Source organism: Candidatus Saccharibacteria bacterium oral taxon 488 (genome assembly GCA_013099195.1).
Taxonomy (GTDB): Bacteria; Patescibacteriota; Saccharimonadia; order Saccharimonadales; family Saccharimonadaceae; genus Nanosynbacter.
On record CP039999.1, the window covers coordinates 543,422 to 560,400 of the forward strand.

Here is a 16,979-nt window from a genome sequence, read left to right on the forward strand (position 1 = left end):
CGCCACAAACTGCTATGTATTATATCAAATTTTCTCTAATCTGGCGAATTCTACATTAAGCTTTTTCGTATTACCATCAGCAAATTGCACCGTCACCGCCATCCCATCAACGTCCACCACTTCACCCGCACCAAATTGTGGGCTTCGCACCCGATCACCAACCTCGAGACCTATGTCATCATAAAACACGTCATCAGCTGGCGGCGCGGCAGGCGCATCCAGGCCACCGCTCATCAGCCCCATCTCATCAAGAAATCGCGACGGCAGATTATAGCCGATCTGACCGAACTGCGTCCGTGAACTAGCACAGGTCACAAACAGCACCTCTCGGGCCCGCGTTATCCCTACGTAACAGAGGCGGCGCTCTTCCTCAATGTCGTCCGCTTTGCCACTGTCAAATACCCGTGCGTGCGGCAAGATTCCTTCCTCCAAGCCAGTCATAAACACCACCGGAAACTCCAGACCCTTCGCAGCGTGTAGCGTCATCAAGGTGACCTGCTGATCCGCTTGGCCATCGCTTGATGACATCAATGCCATATCCTCGAGGAATGTCGACACGTCAGCATAGGCGCGCGCCTCAGCTACCAAAACACCGAGGTTCTCCAGCCGCTCTTCGGCCTGCACACTGCCGTCATTCACTGCCTCGCCGTAGCCAGTCTGCTCAATAATTTGTTCGATAACCTCGGCCGGTGCGTCATTCAGTAATTGTTGTAATTTTTGCAGCAATTGACCGAATGCCCGCAGTGACTGCTTGGCGCGAGCAGTCAAACTTTCGGCCTCATCAACCACCACTAGCCCTTCAATAATATTCCGACCCGACTGATCGGTCCAGTCGAGAAATTTCGCCACGCTCACTGCGCCGATACCGCGCTTTGGCAGATTGACAATCCGCGCGAAGCTAACGCGGTCGCTAGGTTGATACAACAACCTGAGATAAGCCAGCACATCCTTGACGACTGCTCGATCCAGAAACCGCAGACCGCCCACAATTTTGTAGGGGATGTGCCGTTGACGCAGTGCGCGCTCTATGGCGTAGCTCTGGGCATTGGTGCGATACAGTACTGCTATGTCGCTATAGGCTCGACCCATCCTAGCCTGGCGATGAATTTCGTCAGCCACTGCCTGTGCCTCCTCGGCCTCGCTGTACAGTCGCCATAATTGCGGTGTCATCCCGCCAACTGCTTCTGTCCACAGGCTCTTGTCGGTGCGCTGGGTGTTATGTTGGATTAAGTTATTTGCCACCGTTAAAATCGCGCCCGTTGAACGGTAATTTTGCTCTAGTTTAATCACCGCTGCGCCCGGAAAGTCACGCTCAAAATGAAGAATATTGGTATAATCCGCGCCGCGAAAACTATAAATCGACTGGGCATCATCGCCAACCACACAGAGGTTACGCTCTGGGCCGACCAGCAGCTTGATCAGCGCATACTGCACCGCGTTGGTATCTTGATACTCATCAATGAGAATATGGCGAAATTGCTGCTGCCATTTGTGGCGAATGTCAGGCGAGGAGCGCAGTAGCTCCACCGCCCTGAGCAGTAAATCATCAAAATCGAGCGCCCCAGCCCGATGCATAGCGGCCTCGTAGGCGGCAAATAATTCGGCTATTTGCTGTTTGACGGGGCCGACCGCCTGTATCATATACTCATCGGGTAAAAGCATGTCATTTTTTGCCGCAGAAATAGCCGCGGCGATACGGCGCGGCTTGAGGTCGCGATCCGTCAGCCCGCGCGATTTCATCAACTGCTTGATCAGGCCCAGCCGATCATCTTCATCATAAATAATAAAATTACGGTTAAGGCCAATTGACACCCCATCCATCCGCAGCAGCCGCACGCAAATACTATGAAATGTCCCCATCCATGGCATAAACCGTCGATCCGAGGCGTCTTCACCCAGCATATCAGCCAAGCGCTGGCGCATCTCTCGAGCAGCTTTGTTGGTGAAGGTCACCGCCAAGATGCGGCTGGGAAAAATCCCTTGCTGGCTGATCAGATAGGCGATGCGATGTGTTAAGGTTTTTGTCTTACCGCTCCCCGCTCCCGCCAAAATAAGCAGCGGCCCGCCATCATGCTGGACGGCTCGCCGCTGTTCAGGATTGAGCTCAGATAGGATGTCCATTACTTATAGTATAGCAGGAAAAAGTACACTGCCGCACCGCCGCCAACGCCGATAAGGGCAAAAAGAATGATCAATAGAATCGTCCCGATGCCGGATTTTTTCTTATCAGGCTGAAGTGCTTCCCCGCTGGCTGGCTGGCTGGCTGCCGCATCAAACATTGGCTCTGGATCTGGTGCGATCTCATCACCGGCGGTGTACTGCTGAGGAATATCGCCCGGAGTGTGCGGTCGGCGTGGCGTCTCATCACCAGCTATCTCAGCGCCACTCTCATCCATCGACTCGATCGCCATCAGCTCGCTGTCTAGCTCCGATGTATCAGCGACGGACTGCTTGGACGAAACATCTACCGAGGAAGCATTTGCGTCGAGCTGCTCCCCGACCTCGCTGGCCTCAATTTCATCAATGGTCGCTTCGAGGCTCGTACGGTCAGCGGTGATGTTAGTATCAGCCGCCTCATCATAGTGTTCTGCTACTTCGTCTCCGGCTTCCGCATCCGTCACCAGATGATCATCATCAGCCATCAGCTCATCCATGGTTAGCCCTTCACTATCAGCTGCCTTAGCCGGAGCGTCCTCCGCCAGTAAACCTTCCTCGATAAAGGCACTGTCGGTACTGGCCTCAGCCTCACTGGCCATCGATTCATAGTCGGGTACATCTTTGGTATTGAGCGACACATTGTCTGACGTCAGACCTTCAGCTACGTGCGATGGATCGGGCTGCAGAACGAGGCGTGGTGGTCGGCGCTTAATCTCGCGATCAGCTGCCGATGAGCGAGCAGTGTTATCATCCGCCATCATGTCACTTGACGCGTCCTCAGCATGTTCAGTCATGTTAACGCCCCGCTGGCCGTCATTACCAGTCCGACCGGAGAGATACGAGCCAGTCGGCTGCAGCGTCACGCCGGTGCGCGGCTGATGAATACCGTGTCCACGCATGACAGACGACGGATGCACAACGTCCATAAAGCGACCAGACGGTCGACGCGAAATAGCTGGTGGTGGAGCAACGGCCGGCTCGTCATCATGTTTTGTATCTGAAGAATCATCAGTTGGTTTTGCTGCTGACGTATCGGTCACTTTATCCTGCGGTGCGTCTGAGGCAGCCTGGTCATCCGCCTTTTTAGCTGGTGTTTTGATATCTGGAAATACCACGGCTGGTTTAGTCTCCGAGGCGGCGTGCGGAAATCCATTGGCTTCCGTCGACGGTGAAGTTACCTCGGCAGATGGCTTCTGTGGCGAGGCTGATAATTCACTCTGTGGCTCATCTTGCGGCTGGTCATTATTAGCCTCCGAGGTTGTTGGCTGAGTCGGTGGTTCTGGTGTCGAGGTAGGCGACGGCGAGACAGGCGACGAGGTTGTCTTGAACGACGGTATCGGCTCGAGCGTCAGCTTCGAGACAGGCTTTGGCTCTGGCTTTGTAACAGAAATCGGGACAGCAGTCGGCGCCGGTGTTGCTGCAGCCGCTGGCGGCGCACTTGGAGTGTCCGATGAGGCTGATGATTGTGTTGTCTTGGCCGGGGCTGGTGGCTTGCTCGTATCGGTACTTGTTGACTCGGATGCGGGTACGGTTGCCATGGCTGAAGTTGGAGATGCAGGCGCAGACACGAGCGTCGACAGCGGTGCTGGCGTCGCTGTCGGTGCAGTGGTCGGCAACGGAGGCGTTAGCGGCTTGATGGTCAATGGCGGAATCGGCGTTGATGGCGTGGTGGCAGGCGATGGTGGGGCTGACGGAGCAGGGGCTGCTGGTGCTACCGACGAAGACGGTGACGTAAGTGGCGACGGCGGCGTTGATGTTGGTTCAGACTTCTCAATCGGCTGCGGTGCGGTAGCCACTGGCGCGCTCGGTGGCGTTGATAATGACACCGCAGGTTGCGGCGCAACTGGCTTGGGTTGAGGGCTTAGCGGCGCGACCGGAGGTGTCGCTGGTTCAGGCTGAGAAGCGGGGGTGCTAGATTGAACAGATTCAGGCGACGACGCCTTCACCGTATTTTCAGCAGTACTAGCCGCGGGTGCCGTCGACGTCGCCACGTCCGTATCAACACCGGCCGCCTGCTGAGCCGCTTCTTTCTCTGCCCGTTTCTGCATCAGTGACGTCACCGCCCGATCAAGTTCGTCAAAATCAATGTCTGACATAAGCCCCCCCTATTCTTTATGCGCCTTCTTTACTATCTCCGTAAATTGATATGCGTCCAGACTCGCTCCACCGATCAGCAGTCCATCAAGTCCCGCCACTGCGAGATAATCACTAGCATTATCAACCGAGACACTGCCGCCATACACCACGCGTACCGCCTCGGCTGCTTCCTTGCCAAATAAATGCGTGATTTGCTGGCGAATCACCTTGAGCACCTTGGCAAGGTCACTCGGCTGCGCATACTCGCCGCTACCGATTGCCCATACTGGCTCGTAGGCGATCACCACATGGTCTATCTCCTCGGCTGTGATATTTGCCAGGCCATTTACAATCTGATCCTGGAGCACCTCGCGCGTTTCGCCTAGCGTCCGCTCGTGTGCCGTTTCACCAATGCAGAGAATCGGCTGAAGCCGATTGCGCAGTGCCGCCTGCACCTTGAAACGAATATCCTTGTCGCTCTCCATAAATATATGTCGCCGCTCGGAGTGACCAATCATGACATAATCGACCATACCATGTAGATGTGCCGCTGGCACCTCGCCGGTGTACGGACCATGATCGCGCCAGTAGCAATTCTGGGCAGCGAGCTTGACGATCCGACGCTTGATTTGCAAGCTCAAACTTTGCAGTGTCAGCATCGTTGGCGCCACCACCACCTCGACGTCGCGGCGTACCGGCAGCTGCTCCATCAGCTTATGTAAATACAAACTGGCCTCATGCATGGTGAGGTTCATCTTCCAGTTGCCGATAATGAGTGTTTTTCGCGTCATAATGCTTATGTTTAGTGTATCATTTTAGTCCGTGTGCGTCTAGTAAACTTTCCACACCTGGTAATTTTTTGCCGCTCATTAGCTCAAGGCTGGCTCCGCCACCGGTAGAAATATGCGAAAATTGCTTGCCGTCATGTCCGTCCCACCCAAGGATAAACTCCGCCGTATCGCCGCCGCCAATGATTGAGGTAACGCCGTGATTTTGTACGATGGCTTCGGCGATCCGGGCCGACCCCCGAGCAAACAACGAGTTAGTCGAATACCCCAGCGGCCCGTTCCAAATGACTGTTTTTGCCGAGGCAATCACTGAAGCAAACTGCGCCGTCGTCTCCGCACCAATATCTAGCGCCATCTCATGCTCGCCAATCTCATCAATTGACACCTCACGACGATCGCCTACCGTTTCTGGCGACAACGCCACCGCCACATCACTGGGCAGCCGCAAGAACTGATCGACCTGCTCATCACCGACCTTCTTGGCAGCACGGCGGTAGATGGCCGCCAGCACTTGCTCTTGATCCGGCTCAACTGTACTGTGACCCATCCTATGGCCGCGATAGGCGAGGAAGGTGTTGGCCATCGCCCCGCCGATAAGGATCGTGTCGGCTTTATCAATCAGCCGCTCGATCAGCGCAATCTTATCAGCAATCTTCACGCCACCGATAATTGCCACCAGTGGCCGCGCCGGACGCGACATCGCTGCGGTTAGCGCGGTATATTCGTGCACCAGTAGATCACCGGCCAGCCCCGGCACGTATAGCGTAATCGCATGGGTACTGGCGTGAGCTCGATGTACCACCGCAAAACCATCCTGCACAAAATAATCCGGCCGCACTGCCCGAGCAATGGCCCTAGCAAACACCATATCATCACGCGACTCCTCATCATAAAACCGCAGGTTTTCTAGCATCAGCACGTCGCCGGCCGCCATATGCCGCACTGCTTGGCGTAGCTGATCACCGACGCAGCTATCAACAAACTGCACCGGCCGCCCGAGCAGCTCAGCCAGTCGACGTGCCACTGGACGCAGGCTGTATGCCGGGTCGGCCCCCTTTGGCCGCCCGAGGTGACTCATCAAAACAATCTTGCAGCGTTGCTCTAATAGATAGCGCAGAGTCGGCAAACTAGCGCGAATTCGTAAGTCGCTGGCAATCCCACCAGTCGCAGTCAAGGGCACATTATAATCAACCCGCACCAGGACGGTCAGCCCGCGGAGATTAACGTCATGAATTGTTTGCTTGAAAAATCTGCCCACCCTTTTCTCGTCCTACTCCATTGTCCGGATCTGGATATTGTCAGTCTTGCCCGGCCGGCCTGGTTGATGGCCGCTGACCAATACCAACGTCACTGGATCCTCGCCAAAGTAACCTTCGGCCTTTAATTCCTCCGCTAACTTATTCGCCGAACCGAGACCACTTGGGCGAACGTACGAGCGCGTGGCGTAACTTAACGCTAATTTCTGGGCCGTTTTTTGGCTATCAGTAACGCTAATAATCGGCATATTCGGTCGAAAGGCACCGACATTCACCGCGGTTACACCGGTGCTAGTCTCAGCAATGATTGCTCCCGCCTTAAGTTCAGTAGCCAACCGCGCCGCCGTGTAACTGAGCAGCGCGTCATGCTTGCGGCGCTTCTCACTCGACTCAACCGCCATGACATCACTGTGCTCCTGAGTGTACATAATCGTCCGGCGCATTGCCTGCACTGTCTCGATCGGATATTTACCGTTGGCCGTTTCATCCGACAACATCACCGTGTCGGCACCCTGGATGACCGCATTGGCAACGTCGCTCACTTCAGCGCGAGATGGCTCAGGATTGTCAACCATGCTGCCCATCATCTGCGTGGCGACGATGCTGAGCTTAGAATATTTACGACAAAGAGCGATAATACGCCGCTGAATAACTGGCACGATCTCTGCCCCGGCCTCAACCGCTAGGTCGCCGCGCGCCACCATGATACCGTCACTTGCCTTGACAATCTCCTCCAGATGCTCATCGGCAATTGCTGATTTCGTTTCGATCTTAGCAATGATATACGCATCCGATCCCAGCGCTGTCAGCCGCGAGCGTAAATCAATAATGTCGTCCTCTGTCTGCACAAAACTGAGCGCCACATAATCAAAATCTTGACCAGCCGCCCACTCAATATCGGCGATATCTTTTGGCGTTAAGATGTCACCACCAAAATCGGTATCTGGCAGATTCAACCCTTTACGGCTCATCAAAAATCCGTCATTCTGCACCTCCACCGTGATGGCCGTTGGACCAGCGATTTCACGAACGATCGACTTGATCTTGCCATCAAACATATATAGCGGCTCGCCAACTTTCATTTTCTCGGCGAGGTTATATTGGACAGGCAGATTGAAACTTCCATCGTGTTCTGTAATCGACGAATCAAGCGTCAGCACATCACCAGCCCGCACCGTCAGCATGTTGTCTTTGAGAACGCCGAGGCGGATTTTTGGACCTTGAAGGTCTTGGAGAATGGCAACTGGTTTACCCTGCTCATGACTGGCTGTGCGAATCCAGTCGATTTGCTCACGCCGCTCATCATAACTACCGTGGCTAAAGTTCAGACGAAAGCCGTTGACACCGGCCTGCATAAGTTGACTAATTTTATCCTGACTCATCGTTGCCGGACCGACAGTCGCTAGGATCTTGGTACGTTTAAAAATTGTGTTACTCATCCTTTTAATTATAACACCGGTTAGGCGCTGAGAAAAGATATAATCACTATTCAGAATTAGCTGCCCGATATCGAGCGATTGCTTGGCGGGCGGCTTGCTGTTGAGCCACCTGCTTGGACGGACCCACGCCGCGCCCCATCATCGTTTCACCGACGAACACCCCAAGCGTAAATACCTTATCATGATCTGGACCTTCCTCGCCCAAAACTTTATATACTGGCGTCTGGCCATCGACGCGTTGAGAAATTTCCTGCAAATACGACTTCGGATCACGCCAGCTACCTGATTCCAAAATTCCGTCCAACTTAACGATGATATGTTTATGAATAAAATCGCGCGCATCGTCAAAGCCACGCTCCAAATAAATCGCACCTATCACCGCCTCAAAGGCATTGGCTAAAATCTGCAAGTGCGCCCGATCCGAGCCATTTTTCTCACCCTTTGACATGCGAATCAGCGGCCCGTAACCCAAGGTATCGCCTGCATCGCCGATACTTTCCGTGCGCACCAACGCCGCCCGCCACGCCGTCAAAACTCCTTCCGGCTCAGAAAAGTGCGTAAACAAATATTCCGTTACCGCGAGCTCCAATACCGCATCACCGAGGAATTCCAACCGCTCGTTATGCTCGTGGACTGATTTTCTGTGTTCATTAACGTAGCTACGATGCGTCAAAGCCGTAATCAACAGATCCAAATTATTAAACTCAAACCCCAACTTCTCACGCGCAAACTCCTGATACGGCGCCGTATTCATCCCGCTCATCTATAGATTCTCCTGCCTGATTCGTTTCATAGCGAGCAGAATTAACTTGCCAATATCCTCATACTCAATCTCATCCAGCGCCTCATGAAAGGTAAACCACTTGAGGCCATTCATCCAGTCTTCTTTTTGTAGTTTTTCGTCCGGATCAAGCGCCTTCATCAGGTATACTTGCTGCGAAATCAGTACTAATTTATCAAGCCGGCGGTAGCGAAAATTAATTTTGCCCAGCCAGCCGCATACCTCGATATTCTTGAGGCCAGCCTCCTCGCCAACCTCACGCTTGGCGGCGGCCTGTGCTGTCTCGCCCGGCTCAACATGGCCCTTGGGAATGGTCCAGCGATCCCGCGCGTCTTGATAAAGTAGAAACTCAACATCACCCTTTTTATTACGTCGAAACACCACGCCGCCGGCGGTTGGCTCGCGAACTATTTCCTGGATCGACGGTTTTTTGCGACCGCCAAAATATTTCTTGATATGATCAAAGCTGCTTGTCTTCATCGGCATCCTCTTGAAGGGAGCGATACGCTGTGCCGAGCACACCGTTCACAAATTTCCCTGAGTTATCCGAACCAAACGTTTTTGCCAGTTCCACTGCTTCGTTGATGGCCACCTTTGGCGGCACCACTGCCCGAGAAAACAATAATTCATACAGCCCGAGCCGCAACACCGTCCGATCAATTCGCGATATCTGCTCAATCGGCCATTCTGGCGCCAGCGGACGAAGCTTATCGTCAAGTTCTGTCTTGTGCGCGGTAACGCCATCGATCAAACCCCGCACAAACTCAACATCATCAACTGACGATTTGTATTTCTCGAGATTGCGCGTCAATATATCAGTGACGTCAACCTCGCTGTCGCCAACCTCCTGGCGAAACTCAATCTCGTATAACGTCTGCAATGCGACGATTCGTCCCAAGTGACGGTTTGAAGCCATGACAAAAACGTTCCTGTTCGTGTTAGTTTATTTTGTGCTCTTCTTACCAGTCTCGCGTTTGGTCGTCTTGACTTTCACTGGTGACGTCCCGTTGACGCGGCGTGCTAATTTCAATACCAAGTGGCTGCGACGCAGACCGGTCTTGCGCGGACTGCTCTGCTTTTTTGGTTGTGCCATAGAAAAATCTCCTTTATTTCAGTTTATCGTAACACTTGGGCTTCATTATACCGGTTTTTGATAGATTTCTCAAGGGGATACAAGGTGGTGGCAGTGAGTTATTGACTTTATTAAGTGTTTATGATATTATTAAAGACATCATACCCAACCACTAAGCAAGGATATTTTACGATGAGCAATTTATTACACAACTGGATCGCTGAGACAACTCCAAAAACACCAGAGCAGGCAGCGAGGCGGCGCGGCACATTAGCTAAAGTGGGCGCTGCGGCCGTAGGCGTGGCAATGGTTACATTTGGGTGTAACCTTACCGCCCAGCACTTAGGTAGTGCCGAGAAGGAATCAATGGATCATGTTGCCGATACCGCAACCCTTATCGTGGAAGGCGGCGCCCAAATACGCGATACCGGCGGAGTCACCGATGATAACCTTTTAGCAACTTTTGAGTCAACAGGGAAACTAGCGGTCGCTGTGACCGATGGTGCCTGGCGTAATGACAACCCGAATAGTGGACCGTGGATTTGCATAACCGAAAGCACTGCTGGCCAAGCCATGCCCGGAATAGGACTAGATCCCAACAACAAAGACAACCTCGTATGTATTAACAGCCAAGAAGCTTCCCTACTTAGTACTTAGCAGTATTAATACATCTAGACAACAATATTCACCAACTTACCCGGCACATAAATCACCTTCTTCGGTGCCCGGGCATTGAGATAGGCACGAACTTTTTCATCATCCAGCGCCCGCTGCTCAATCGCCTCTTTATCGGCATCAACCGGCAGCTCCAGTCGTGATCGAAGCTTGCCATTGACCTGAACGATGATCGTCATCGTATCACTCACCAGATATTTCTCATCCCACTTTGGCCAGTGATTGACGTGAATGGTGTCAGCATGACCGAGTTCCTGCCATAACTCTTCAGTAATGTGCGGTGCGAATGGCGCCAAGATTTGCAGCAAGCTTTCTAGGGCAAACCGCCATGTTTCCGATGCTTGAATACCGTGCGACTCCTTGAGCTTGTATAGGCCATTGACCATTTCCATCATCGCCGCCACTGCTGTATTGAACTTCTCATCCTCGATGTCACGAGTGACTTTTTTGATAGTGAGATGAGTGAGGCGAAGTAGTTCCGCGACTACACCACCATCCTCTTCCAGAGTACACTCTTCGCTCAAATCTCCACTGGAGATTTCTCGCGAGCGTTCGGCTGAAGTGTCCGCTATTCGCGAACACTTCACAGCCTCTGTCAGAGGAGGTAATGTAGCCGCCTCAACAAACTCCTGTACCACATTCCACACTCGGTTTAAGAACCGATACGTCCCCGGCACGCCACGCGGATCCCACGGTGCATCCATATCGTACGGCGCGATGAACATCTCGTAAACACGCAGCGCATCGGCACCGTAACCACTGTCCATAATCTCCATTGGATCGATGACATTGCCCTTGGACTTACTCATCTTTTGACCGTCCGGCGCCATGATGTAGGCATTGTACATCATCCGCTTGAATGGTTCTGGCGTCGGCACCAAGCCAAGCTTATAGAAAAATCGCATCCAAAAACGGCTGTACAGCAGGTGCGCTACCGCGTGGTCGGCACCGTTGTAATAATCGACCGGCATCCAGTGACTAATGCGCGCTGGATTCCACGCTTCGGCGTCATTGTGCGGATCGAGATAGCGCAGGAAGTACCAGCTGGAACAAGCATAGCCGTCCAGCGTATCAGTTTCGCGTCGGCCTTCATGCCAATTGTCGCCCGCCGGCTTTGGCTCAGTAATCGGCGCGGTTTTACCCGTCTCGACGTCAACCCACACGCGCACCCAATCATCAACTTGCGCTAGGACCGAGGTGTTGCCGCCCGTTGGCTTGAAATTCTCGACCTCTGGCAAAATCACTGGCAAGCATTCATCAGCCACAGCAATTGGCCCGAAACCATCAACATGCACCATTGGAATTGGCGCACCCCAGTACCGCTGGCGAGAAATCAGCCAATCGCGCATTTTATAGGTAGTCTTACTCCGGCCCAAGCCCTGTTGCTCCAGCCAGGCTACCACCTGTTCGCGAGCCTCTTCGCTGCGCAGGCCATCAAAATCGCCCGAGTTAATCAACTCGCCTTCGCCCGTGTAACAGCCTGCATCCGCCGAATTCTCTGGCTTGTCAATCACCTGCACTACTGGCAAATTAAATTTTTCGGCAAATTCCAAGTCACGTTCATCATGCGCCGGCACCGCCATAATTGCGCCAGTGCCATAGCCACCGAGAATGTAATCCGCCACCCAAATTGGTAATTTCTGGCCGTTGACTGGATTGATGGCATAGCTGCCAGTAAAGACGCCTGTTTTATCTTTATTTTCTTGGCGTTCGACGTCGGATTTTTTCTGCGCCGCTTGAACGTACGATTCGACTTTAGCACGCGTGTCGGCATTAACCAGCTGAGACACTAGCGGATGCTCTGGTGCCAGTGCCACATACGTCGCACCAAACAGCGTGTCAGGGCGCGTAGTGAAAACAGTGATGACATCGTCGCAGCCTTCAACCGCAAACTCAACCTCCGCACCGACCGACCGACCGATCCAATTTTTCTGCATAGTTTTGACCATTTCCGTCCAATCCAAGTCGTCAGTCGCCTCCAAAATCTCATCGGCATAGGCCGTAATACGGAAAAACCACTGCTTGAGGTTGCGCTTGGTGACAGGATTGCCGCAGCGCCAACATTTGCCGCCCTCAACCTGCTCGTTAGCTAGCACCGTATTGTCGGTATCGCACCACCATTGTAGCTGCTCCTTCTGGTACGCCAAATTGTGCTTGTATAGCTGCGTAAAAATCCACTGAGTCCACTTGTAATACTCAGGGTCGGCAGTAGAAATCTCCTTTGACCAATCATAACTAAAGCCGAGGCGCTTCAACTGAGCAATGAAATGAGCCTTAGCTTCGTCATGTGCTACCCGCGGCGTTTTACCAACCTTGATGGCATAGTTTTCCACTGGCAGACCAAAGCTATCCCAGCCAATTGGATGATAAGTATTATAGCCCTGTTGGCGCTTAAGGCGCGCTTTAATATCAGCAAATTGAAACGTCCGACCGTGACCGATGTGAATACCCGCGCCAGTGATGCCAGGAAGCATGCTGAGACTATAGTACTTTGGGCGCATTGTATCACTAAGGTCAGTGACATAGGTACCGTCAGCCTCCCATTTATCTTGCCATTTTTTCTCAATTTCCGTCGGATTGTAGCGTCTCATATTCCTTAGTATATCATCTCTCGACGCTAGTGTCGGTGTCTTCATCGTTCTCATCCGTGGAGGCACCACCCCTAGCAAACGGCGGCGGTATTGGTGATGAGCCGGCAAAATCCTGAAGTACTGATTTAAGATTATCGGCGTCTGACGGTATATCAATTTGCTCTGACTTACTGTAGTCGAACGTCATGTCTATAGTGAGATTCCGATCCTTGTCGCCATCTGAGCCGTGCGCCTTGATTTCGATCGCTTTAAGCTGGTGCGACCACGGATCGACCCAGATGCGTATAGTGGGCAATCTCTTTGACGACGTAGTTTTATTTGCTGTATTGAATACTTTGTCACCATAGCATTCCTTGATTTTCTTGCCAAGTTTTGTATCCCCTAGGGAGTCGACAAATGCGCGTAGTTTGTCTGACATTTTACCGTCCGAAGCTAAATCAATTTCAAAGCCAGGCGCACCGTCACGCGGCTCGATCTTAGCGTCCTTTTTGACCGTCACAAAGCTGTTTTTGCGATACGCGTTGATCAGTTCGCTACGCACCTGCTGGTCAGTATTGATCAAATCAAAGATTTCTTGAGAGCACGTGTCTTTATTTGTACGTGATGCTCCAAGCTCATCAAATGATACCTTAAGCCACTTGCCTTCAATTTTGTTAAGTTTTTCATCAAGCTGTTTGAGGATCTGGTCGCGTATCATCGTCGACCGCGTATCTGGTAGCATCCCCCGACTTCGAGCCTTGATAATCGTCTCTACCATCTGGCGCACGATATCTTTTAGATGTTCGCTCTTGATATAAATCGTACCTTTGCCATCAGCCACCATTGTGAGGATGACGTCTTGCTGGATCTCCATGCCGTTGATCGCTAATGTAATGGTAGCCTCGGTTTTTGATTTTGGCGGGACGGTAGCGGCTTTGAGCTTGACGTCAATACGATTACCATTGCCGAGATTCATGACGAGTTTGCCCGAGGAAACCACCCTTTTGGTCTGGAATGAATTAACCACTGCATCAGTTACCATCCTCTGCGGATCTTGCCACCAGAAAAAGTACAACAGTACCGCAGCGATAGCTAGCAGCAATACAACCGAGCCGGTAATAATACCGATGATGAGGCCAGTTTTCTTTTTTGGCGGCATAACCGAATTCATGATCGGCGGGCGCAAGGACGACGATGCCGGCTGATCAGCCTGTGTAGGCGGAGTCGTTGTCGACTGTGATGAGCTTGATGTGACCGTCGACTGCGACGCTGCCGGCGGTGTTGACGCAGCGGCTTTATCCGCTGGTGTTTTCTTGCTATTCGTACCCTTGTCGTCCATATTCCTCCTCGTTATACTTTCATTGTATCACTATCCGCGAAAGCGCGAGAAAAATTCATTTTTTCGCTTAATCCAATCAGGTGACTGGCGCACCAATTTTTTCTCATCCTCAGTGCTGTGTAGGTTAATTTTAAGCGCTTCCTCGAGCCAAACACCGCCACTTGAACCTTTGAAGAGAGCCACGCCGCCCGCATGAAGTTTTTCGCGCACAAATCCGCCGGCCATCAGCGCATCACGACACTCCTTGACCTGACAGCCGCGACGACGTGCTACTGGCGCTAGGTATTGATTAGCCATCTCACCGACGGTCACTACCCAATCCAGCTCGTCTGGTGAACACTGAGCGCCGAGCTTCGCATGACCGGCCTGTGTATCCTTGCGTAGCCCATTCATGTTACCAAACACCACGATACGCTGCGGCACCTCAAGACTGTACAGCGTTTGTAGTGCTGACAATGCCGTCAGTGGTGATGAGCTATAGCTATCGTCAATCAAAATCGTCTGATCCGCACCGCGAAGCACTTGCATCCGACCCGGCAGCGGGCCTAACTGGCTCAAGCCCTTTTCAATCAATTCTTTCGTCATACCCATCCGCACCCCAGCGAGCATCGCCACGACGGCTGGCCGCAGATTATGTTCACCAAGCAGCGGCAGCGTCACCGCGATGCCATCAGGGTATTCCGGGCCGATAATCTTGCCGACATAACCGTGCTCCAGCGAGAAATCATGCTGCTCAAAATAATACTCAGCGACCTCGCTAGTGCCATATGTCGTCATCTGGGGATTTGTCAAAAACGCGGCAAATCGACCGTCAATATCATCGCGGTTAATGGCCGCAAAGCGAGCATTATTCGCCAATGTTAGCATCTCGCCAGCCACCTCTTCGACGGTATGTTCAACCCGCATGCGGCCAGAGGTTACCGACGTCACAACGGCCATGTCCGGCAAAATAACCTGCTGAAACCACGCGTTAAAACCAGGCTGCATCGGGCTGAATTCTTGGACGATGACATGAGCTTCAGGATGCTCAGCGCGAGCACGCTTTTTGACAGCTCGCATCATCTTGCGGCGGTGCCAAAATCCCCACTTCTCCTCCGGACGATTCTCAGGATAGCGCACACCCATAATCTGTAGAAGGGTTTGCAAGTGCGACATTGGCTCAGCAGCGTGCATGGCGACAGCAAATTGCTGCGATAGCACAGTGGCGATCGCCGTTTTGGCACTCGTTTTACCGGCGCTCCCGGTCACTGCGATCAACTTGACGTCAGCATGGTCGGCAAAAAATTGCCGGACATAGCGTATCATTTTTTTCTCAAACGACTTCTTGAACATCCCCTTTATCATACCATAAGCGCCGTCAAACGCGCCACTTGACGAACAAAAAAGAGCTGTTACGCGCCCACCCGGGGCAATTTCATGTGTTTGTTTTGGATGGCAGCATAGGAAACGCCCCTATGCGTACCAGCTCTAATGATATTATGCGCTTTTTTATTAAAAAGCACAAGGGGTTTACCTGATATTTATCTACAATTCCTTAGCAAAAGCGTTAGTGCTACGTACGACTGCGCCCTTTTTCAAGTAGAATTGCTGCGCCGCTTCACGTTCTGGGCGTGACGTGAATTCTAATTTCAAAGCGCCCTGCTCGCGACCCCAGTCGATGATAGCGTCCCAGAGTTGAGAGCCGACGCCCCTGCCCTGGATAGTCGGATCAGCAACGAAATCGTCGAGGTAGATCTTACGCCCAGCAGCTGGCCCCAGTAATAACGCCACCGTTGCCATGCCAACGACTTTGCCTGATAACCGTGCCAACAGCAACACATGACTCGGCGAGTCGATAATCTGCTGCAACAGCTTGGTGTCAGCTGGATGCGGCTTGCTGGTAAGCGCCGCGATAAGGTTGGTAATGTCTGCCACATCAGATTCAGTGATGTGGGATGCTCGTTCAATTGTCAATTCGTCCATGCTTCCATTATACTATACCCATGAATCAGCACATACGAGACCTAGCAAAAATTTTAGCTTCAAATCCGCCACGCGTGGTATTTCCTGAGGGCGATAATCACATCATCCAGCAGGCAGCACGCGTACTAGAAGAAAGCGGCGCAGCGCAGCCAGTGTTGCTTGATGGGGAAGAGAACGCCATCAGTCGCGGTGCAACGATGCTAACGAGCGGCGAGGCTGACGTTATGGTGGCTGGGATTGATCACCCAACGAAAGACGTGCTGCGGGCTGGGCTGAAAATTGTTGGACTGGCGCCCGATGTTCGATATGCATCCAGCTTTTTCGTGATAGACGTCCCACAGTTTCAGGGCGGCGAACAAGGTTTATTGCTCTTTGCCGACTGCGGTATGAATATTCAGCCAAACGCCGAGCAGCTGGCGGCGATTGCCATGTCCTCAGCGAATAGTGCGGCGTCGCTTGGCTGGGAGCCACGCGTGGCTATGCTGTCATATTCAACGAAAGGCAGCGCTGGCGGTGATAGTGTCGAGCTCGTCACCCAGGCGTTGCAACTCGTCAAGACAGGGCGACCCGATATACTCATTGACGGTGAACTACAATTAGACGCGGCAATCGTCCCCGCTATCGGCCAGAAAAAGTCACCGGACAGTCCGGTTGCCGGCATGGCTAATATCCTTGTGTTTCCTGATCTTGGTTCTGGTAATATCGCGTATAAGTTAGCCGAACATCTGGCTGGCGGTCATGCGTACGGGCCGATCTTGCAGGGTTTTGCTCGGCCAATCAGCGACCTATCGCGCGGCTCTAGCGTTGATGATGTGATCGGCGCCACACTCGTTACTGCTAGTATGGCGCAAGCGCACTCATAGC

14 protein-coding genes are annotated in these 16,979 nt (G+C 52.6%); 2 read left to right on the forward strand and 12 right to left on the reverse strand.

Features of this window, described 5'->3' with window-relative positions; genetic code table 11:
- Window positions 1-24: 24 nt before the first annotated feature.
- The 8 genes from FBF28_02880 to nusB are packed head-to-tail and all read right to left on the reverse strand — an operon-like array spanning window position 25 to window position 9,413.
- Window positions 25-2,115: an ATP-dependent DNA helicase PcrA gene (locus tag FBF28_02880; protein QJU08812.1), complete on the reverse strand. Its 2,091-nt coding sequence runs from the start codon at window positions 2,113-2,115 to the stop codon at window positions 25-27.
- Between the two features lie 5 nt (window positions 2,116-2,120).
- On the reverse strand, window positions 2,121-4,253 hold the full coding sequence (locus FBF28_02885; protein ID QJU08493.1) for a hypothetical protein: 2,133 nt from the start codon (window positions 4,251-4,253) through the stop codon (window positions 2,121-2,123).
- Between the two features lie 9 nt (window positions 4,254-4,262).
- Window positions 4,263-5,027: a triose-phosphate isomerase gene (locus tag FBF28_02890; GenBank protein QJU08494.1), complete on the reverse strand. Its 765-nt coding sequence runs from the start codon at window positions 5,025-5,027 to the stop codon at window positions 4,263-4,265.
- Window positions 5,028-5,043: 16 nt separating this feature from the next.
- Window positions 5,044-6,279 (reverse strand): phosphoglycerate kinase, encoded by a 1,236-nt coding sequence (locus tag FBF28_02895; protein ID QJU08495.1) that lies wholly within the window; start codon window positions 6,277-6,279, stop codon window positions 5,044-5,046.
- 12 nt (window positions 6,280-6,291) lie between these two features.
- Window positions 6,292-7,716 carry a pyruvate kinase gene (pyk, locus tag FBF28_02900; GenBank protein QJU08496.1) on the reverse strand — a complete coding sequence of 475 codons (1,425 nt, stop codon included), beginning with the start codon at window positions 7,714-7,716 and terminating at the stop codon, window positions 6,292-6,294.
- Window positions 7,717-7,762: 46 nt separating this feature from the next.
- Entirely contained in the window at window positions 7,763-8,479 is a 717-nt protein-coding gene (gene rnc / locus FBF28_02905) for a ribonuclease III (GenBank protein QJU08497.1), read from the reverse strand.
- On the reverse strand, window positions 8,480-8,983 hold the full coding sequence (locus tag FBF28_02910; protein QJU08498.1) for an NUDIX domain-containing protein: 504 nt from the start codon (window positions 8,981-8,983) through the stop codon (window positions 8,480-8,482).
- Entirely contained in the window at window positions 8,958-9,413 is a 456-nt protein-coding gene (nusB, locus tag FBF28_02915; GenBank protein QJU08499.1) for a transcription antitermination factor NusB, read from the reverse strand. Before nusB ends, FBF28_02910 begins: the two co-directional genes overlap by 26 nt.
- A gap of 348 nt (window positions 9,414-9,761) precedes the next feature.
- Here nusB and FBF28_02920 point away from each other — a divergent pair, with 348 nt between their 5' ends.
- Window positions 9,762-10,226: a hypothetical protein gene (locus FBF28_02920; protein QJU08500.1), complete on the forward strand. Its 465-nt coding sequence runs from the start codon at window positions 9,762-9,764 to the stop codon at window positions 10,224-10,226.
- Window positions 10,227-10,240: 14 nt separating this feature from the next.
- On the opposite strand, the gene FBF28_02925 is transcribed toward FBF28_02920, so the two are convergent.
- The 4 genes from FBF28_02925 to FBF28_02940 all read right to left on the reverse strand — a co-directional run bounded on the left by FBF28_02925 (window position 10,241) and on the right by FBF28_02940 (window position 16,115).
- Window positions 10,241-12,835, reverse strand: a complete 2,595-nt coding sequence (locus FBF28_02925; protein ID QJU08501.1) for a leucine--tRNA ligase — start codon at window positions 12,833-12,835, stop codon at window positions 10,241-10,243.
- Between the two features lie 13 nt (window positions 12,836-12,848).
- The gene (locus tag FBF28_02930) at window positions 12,849-14,153 is read right to left on the reverse strand and encodes a hypothetical protein (protein ID QJU08502.1); all 1,305 of its coding nucleotides are present in this window, start codon (window positions 14,151-14,153) and stop codon (window positions 12,849-12,851) included.
- 30 nt (window positions 14,154-14,183) lie between these two features.
- The gene (locus FBF28_02935; GenBank protein ID QJU08503.1) at window positions 14,184-15,497 is read right to left on the reverse strand and encodes a hypothetical protein; all 1,314 of its coding nucleotides are present in this window, start codon (window positions 15,495-15,497) and stop codon (window positions 14,184-14,186) included.
- 180 nt (window positions 15,498-15,677) lie between these two features.
- A complete protein-coding gene (locus FBF28_02940; GenBank protein ID QJU08504.1) occupies window positions 15,678-16,115 on the reverse strand; it encodes a GNAT family N-acetyltransferase in 438 nt (145 codons plus the stop codon).
- Between the two features lie 20 nt (window positions 16,116-16,135).
- Here FBF28_02940 and FBF28_02945 point away from each other — a divergent pair, with 20 nt between their 5' ends.
- On the forward strand, window positions 16,136-16,978 hold the full coding sequence (locus FBF28_02945) for a phosphate acetyltransferase (GenBank protein ID QJU08505.1): 843 nt from the start codon (window positions 16,136-16,138) through the stop codon (window positions 16,976-16,978).
- Window position 16,979: the final 1 nt, after the last annotated feature.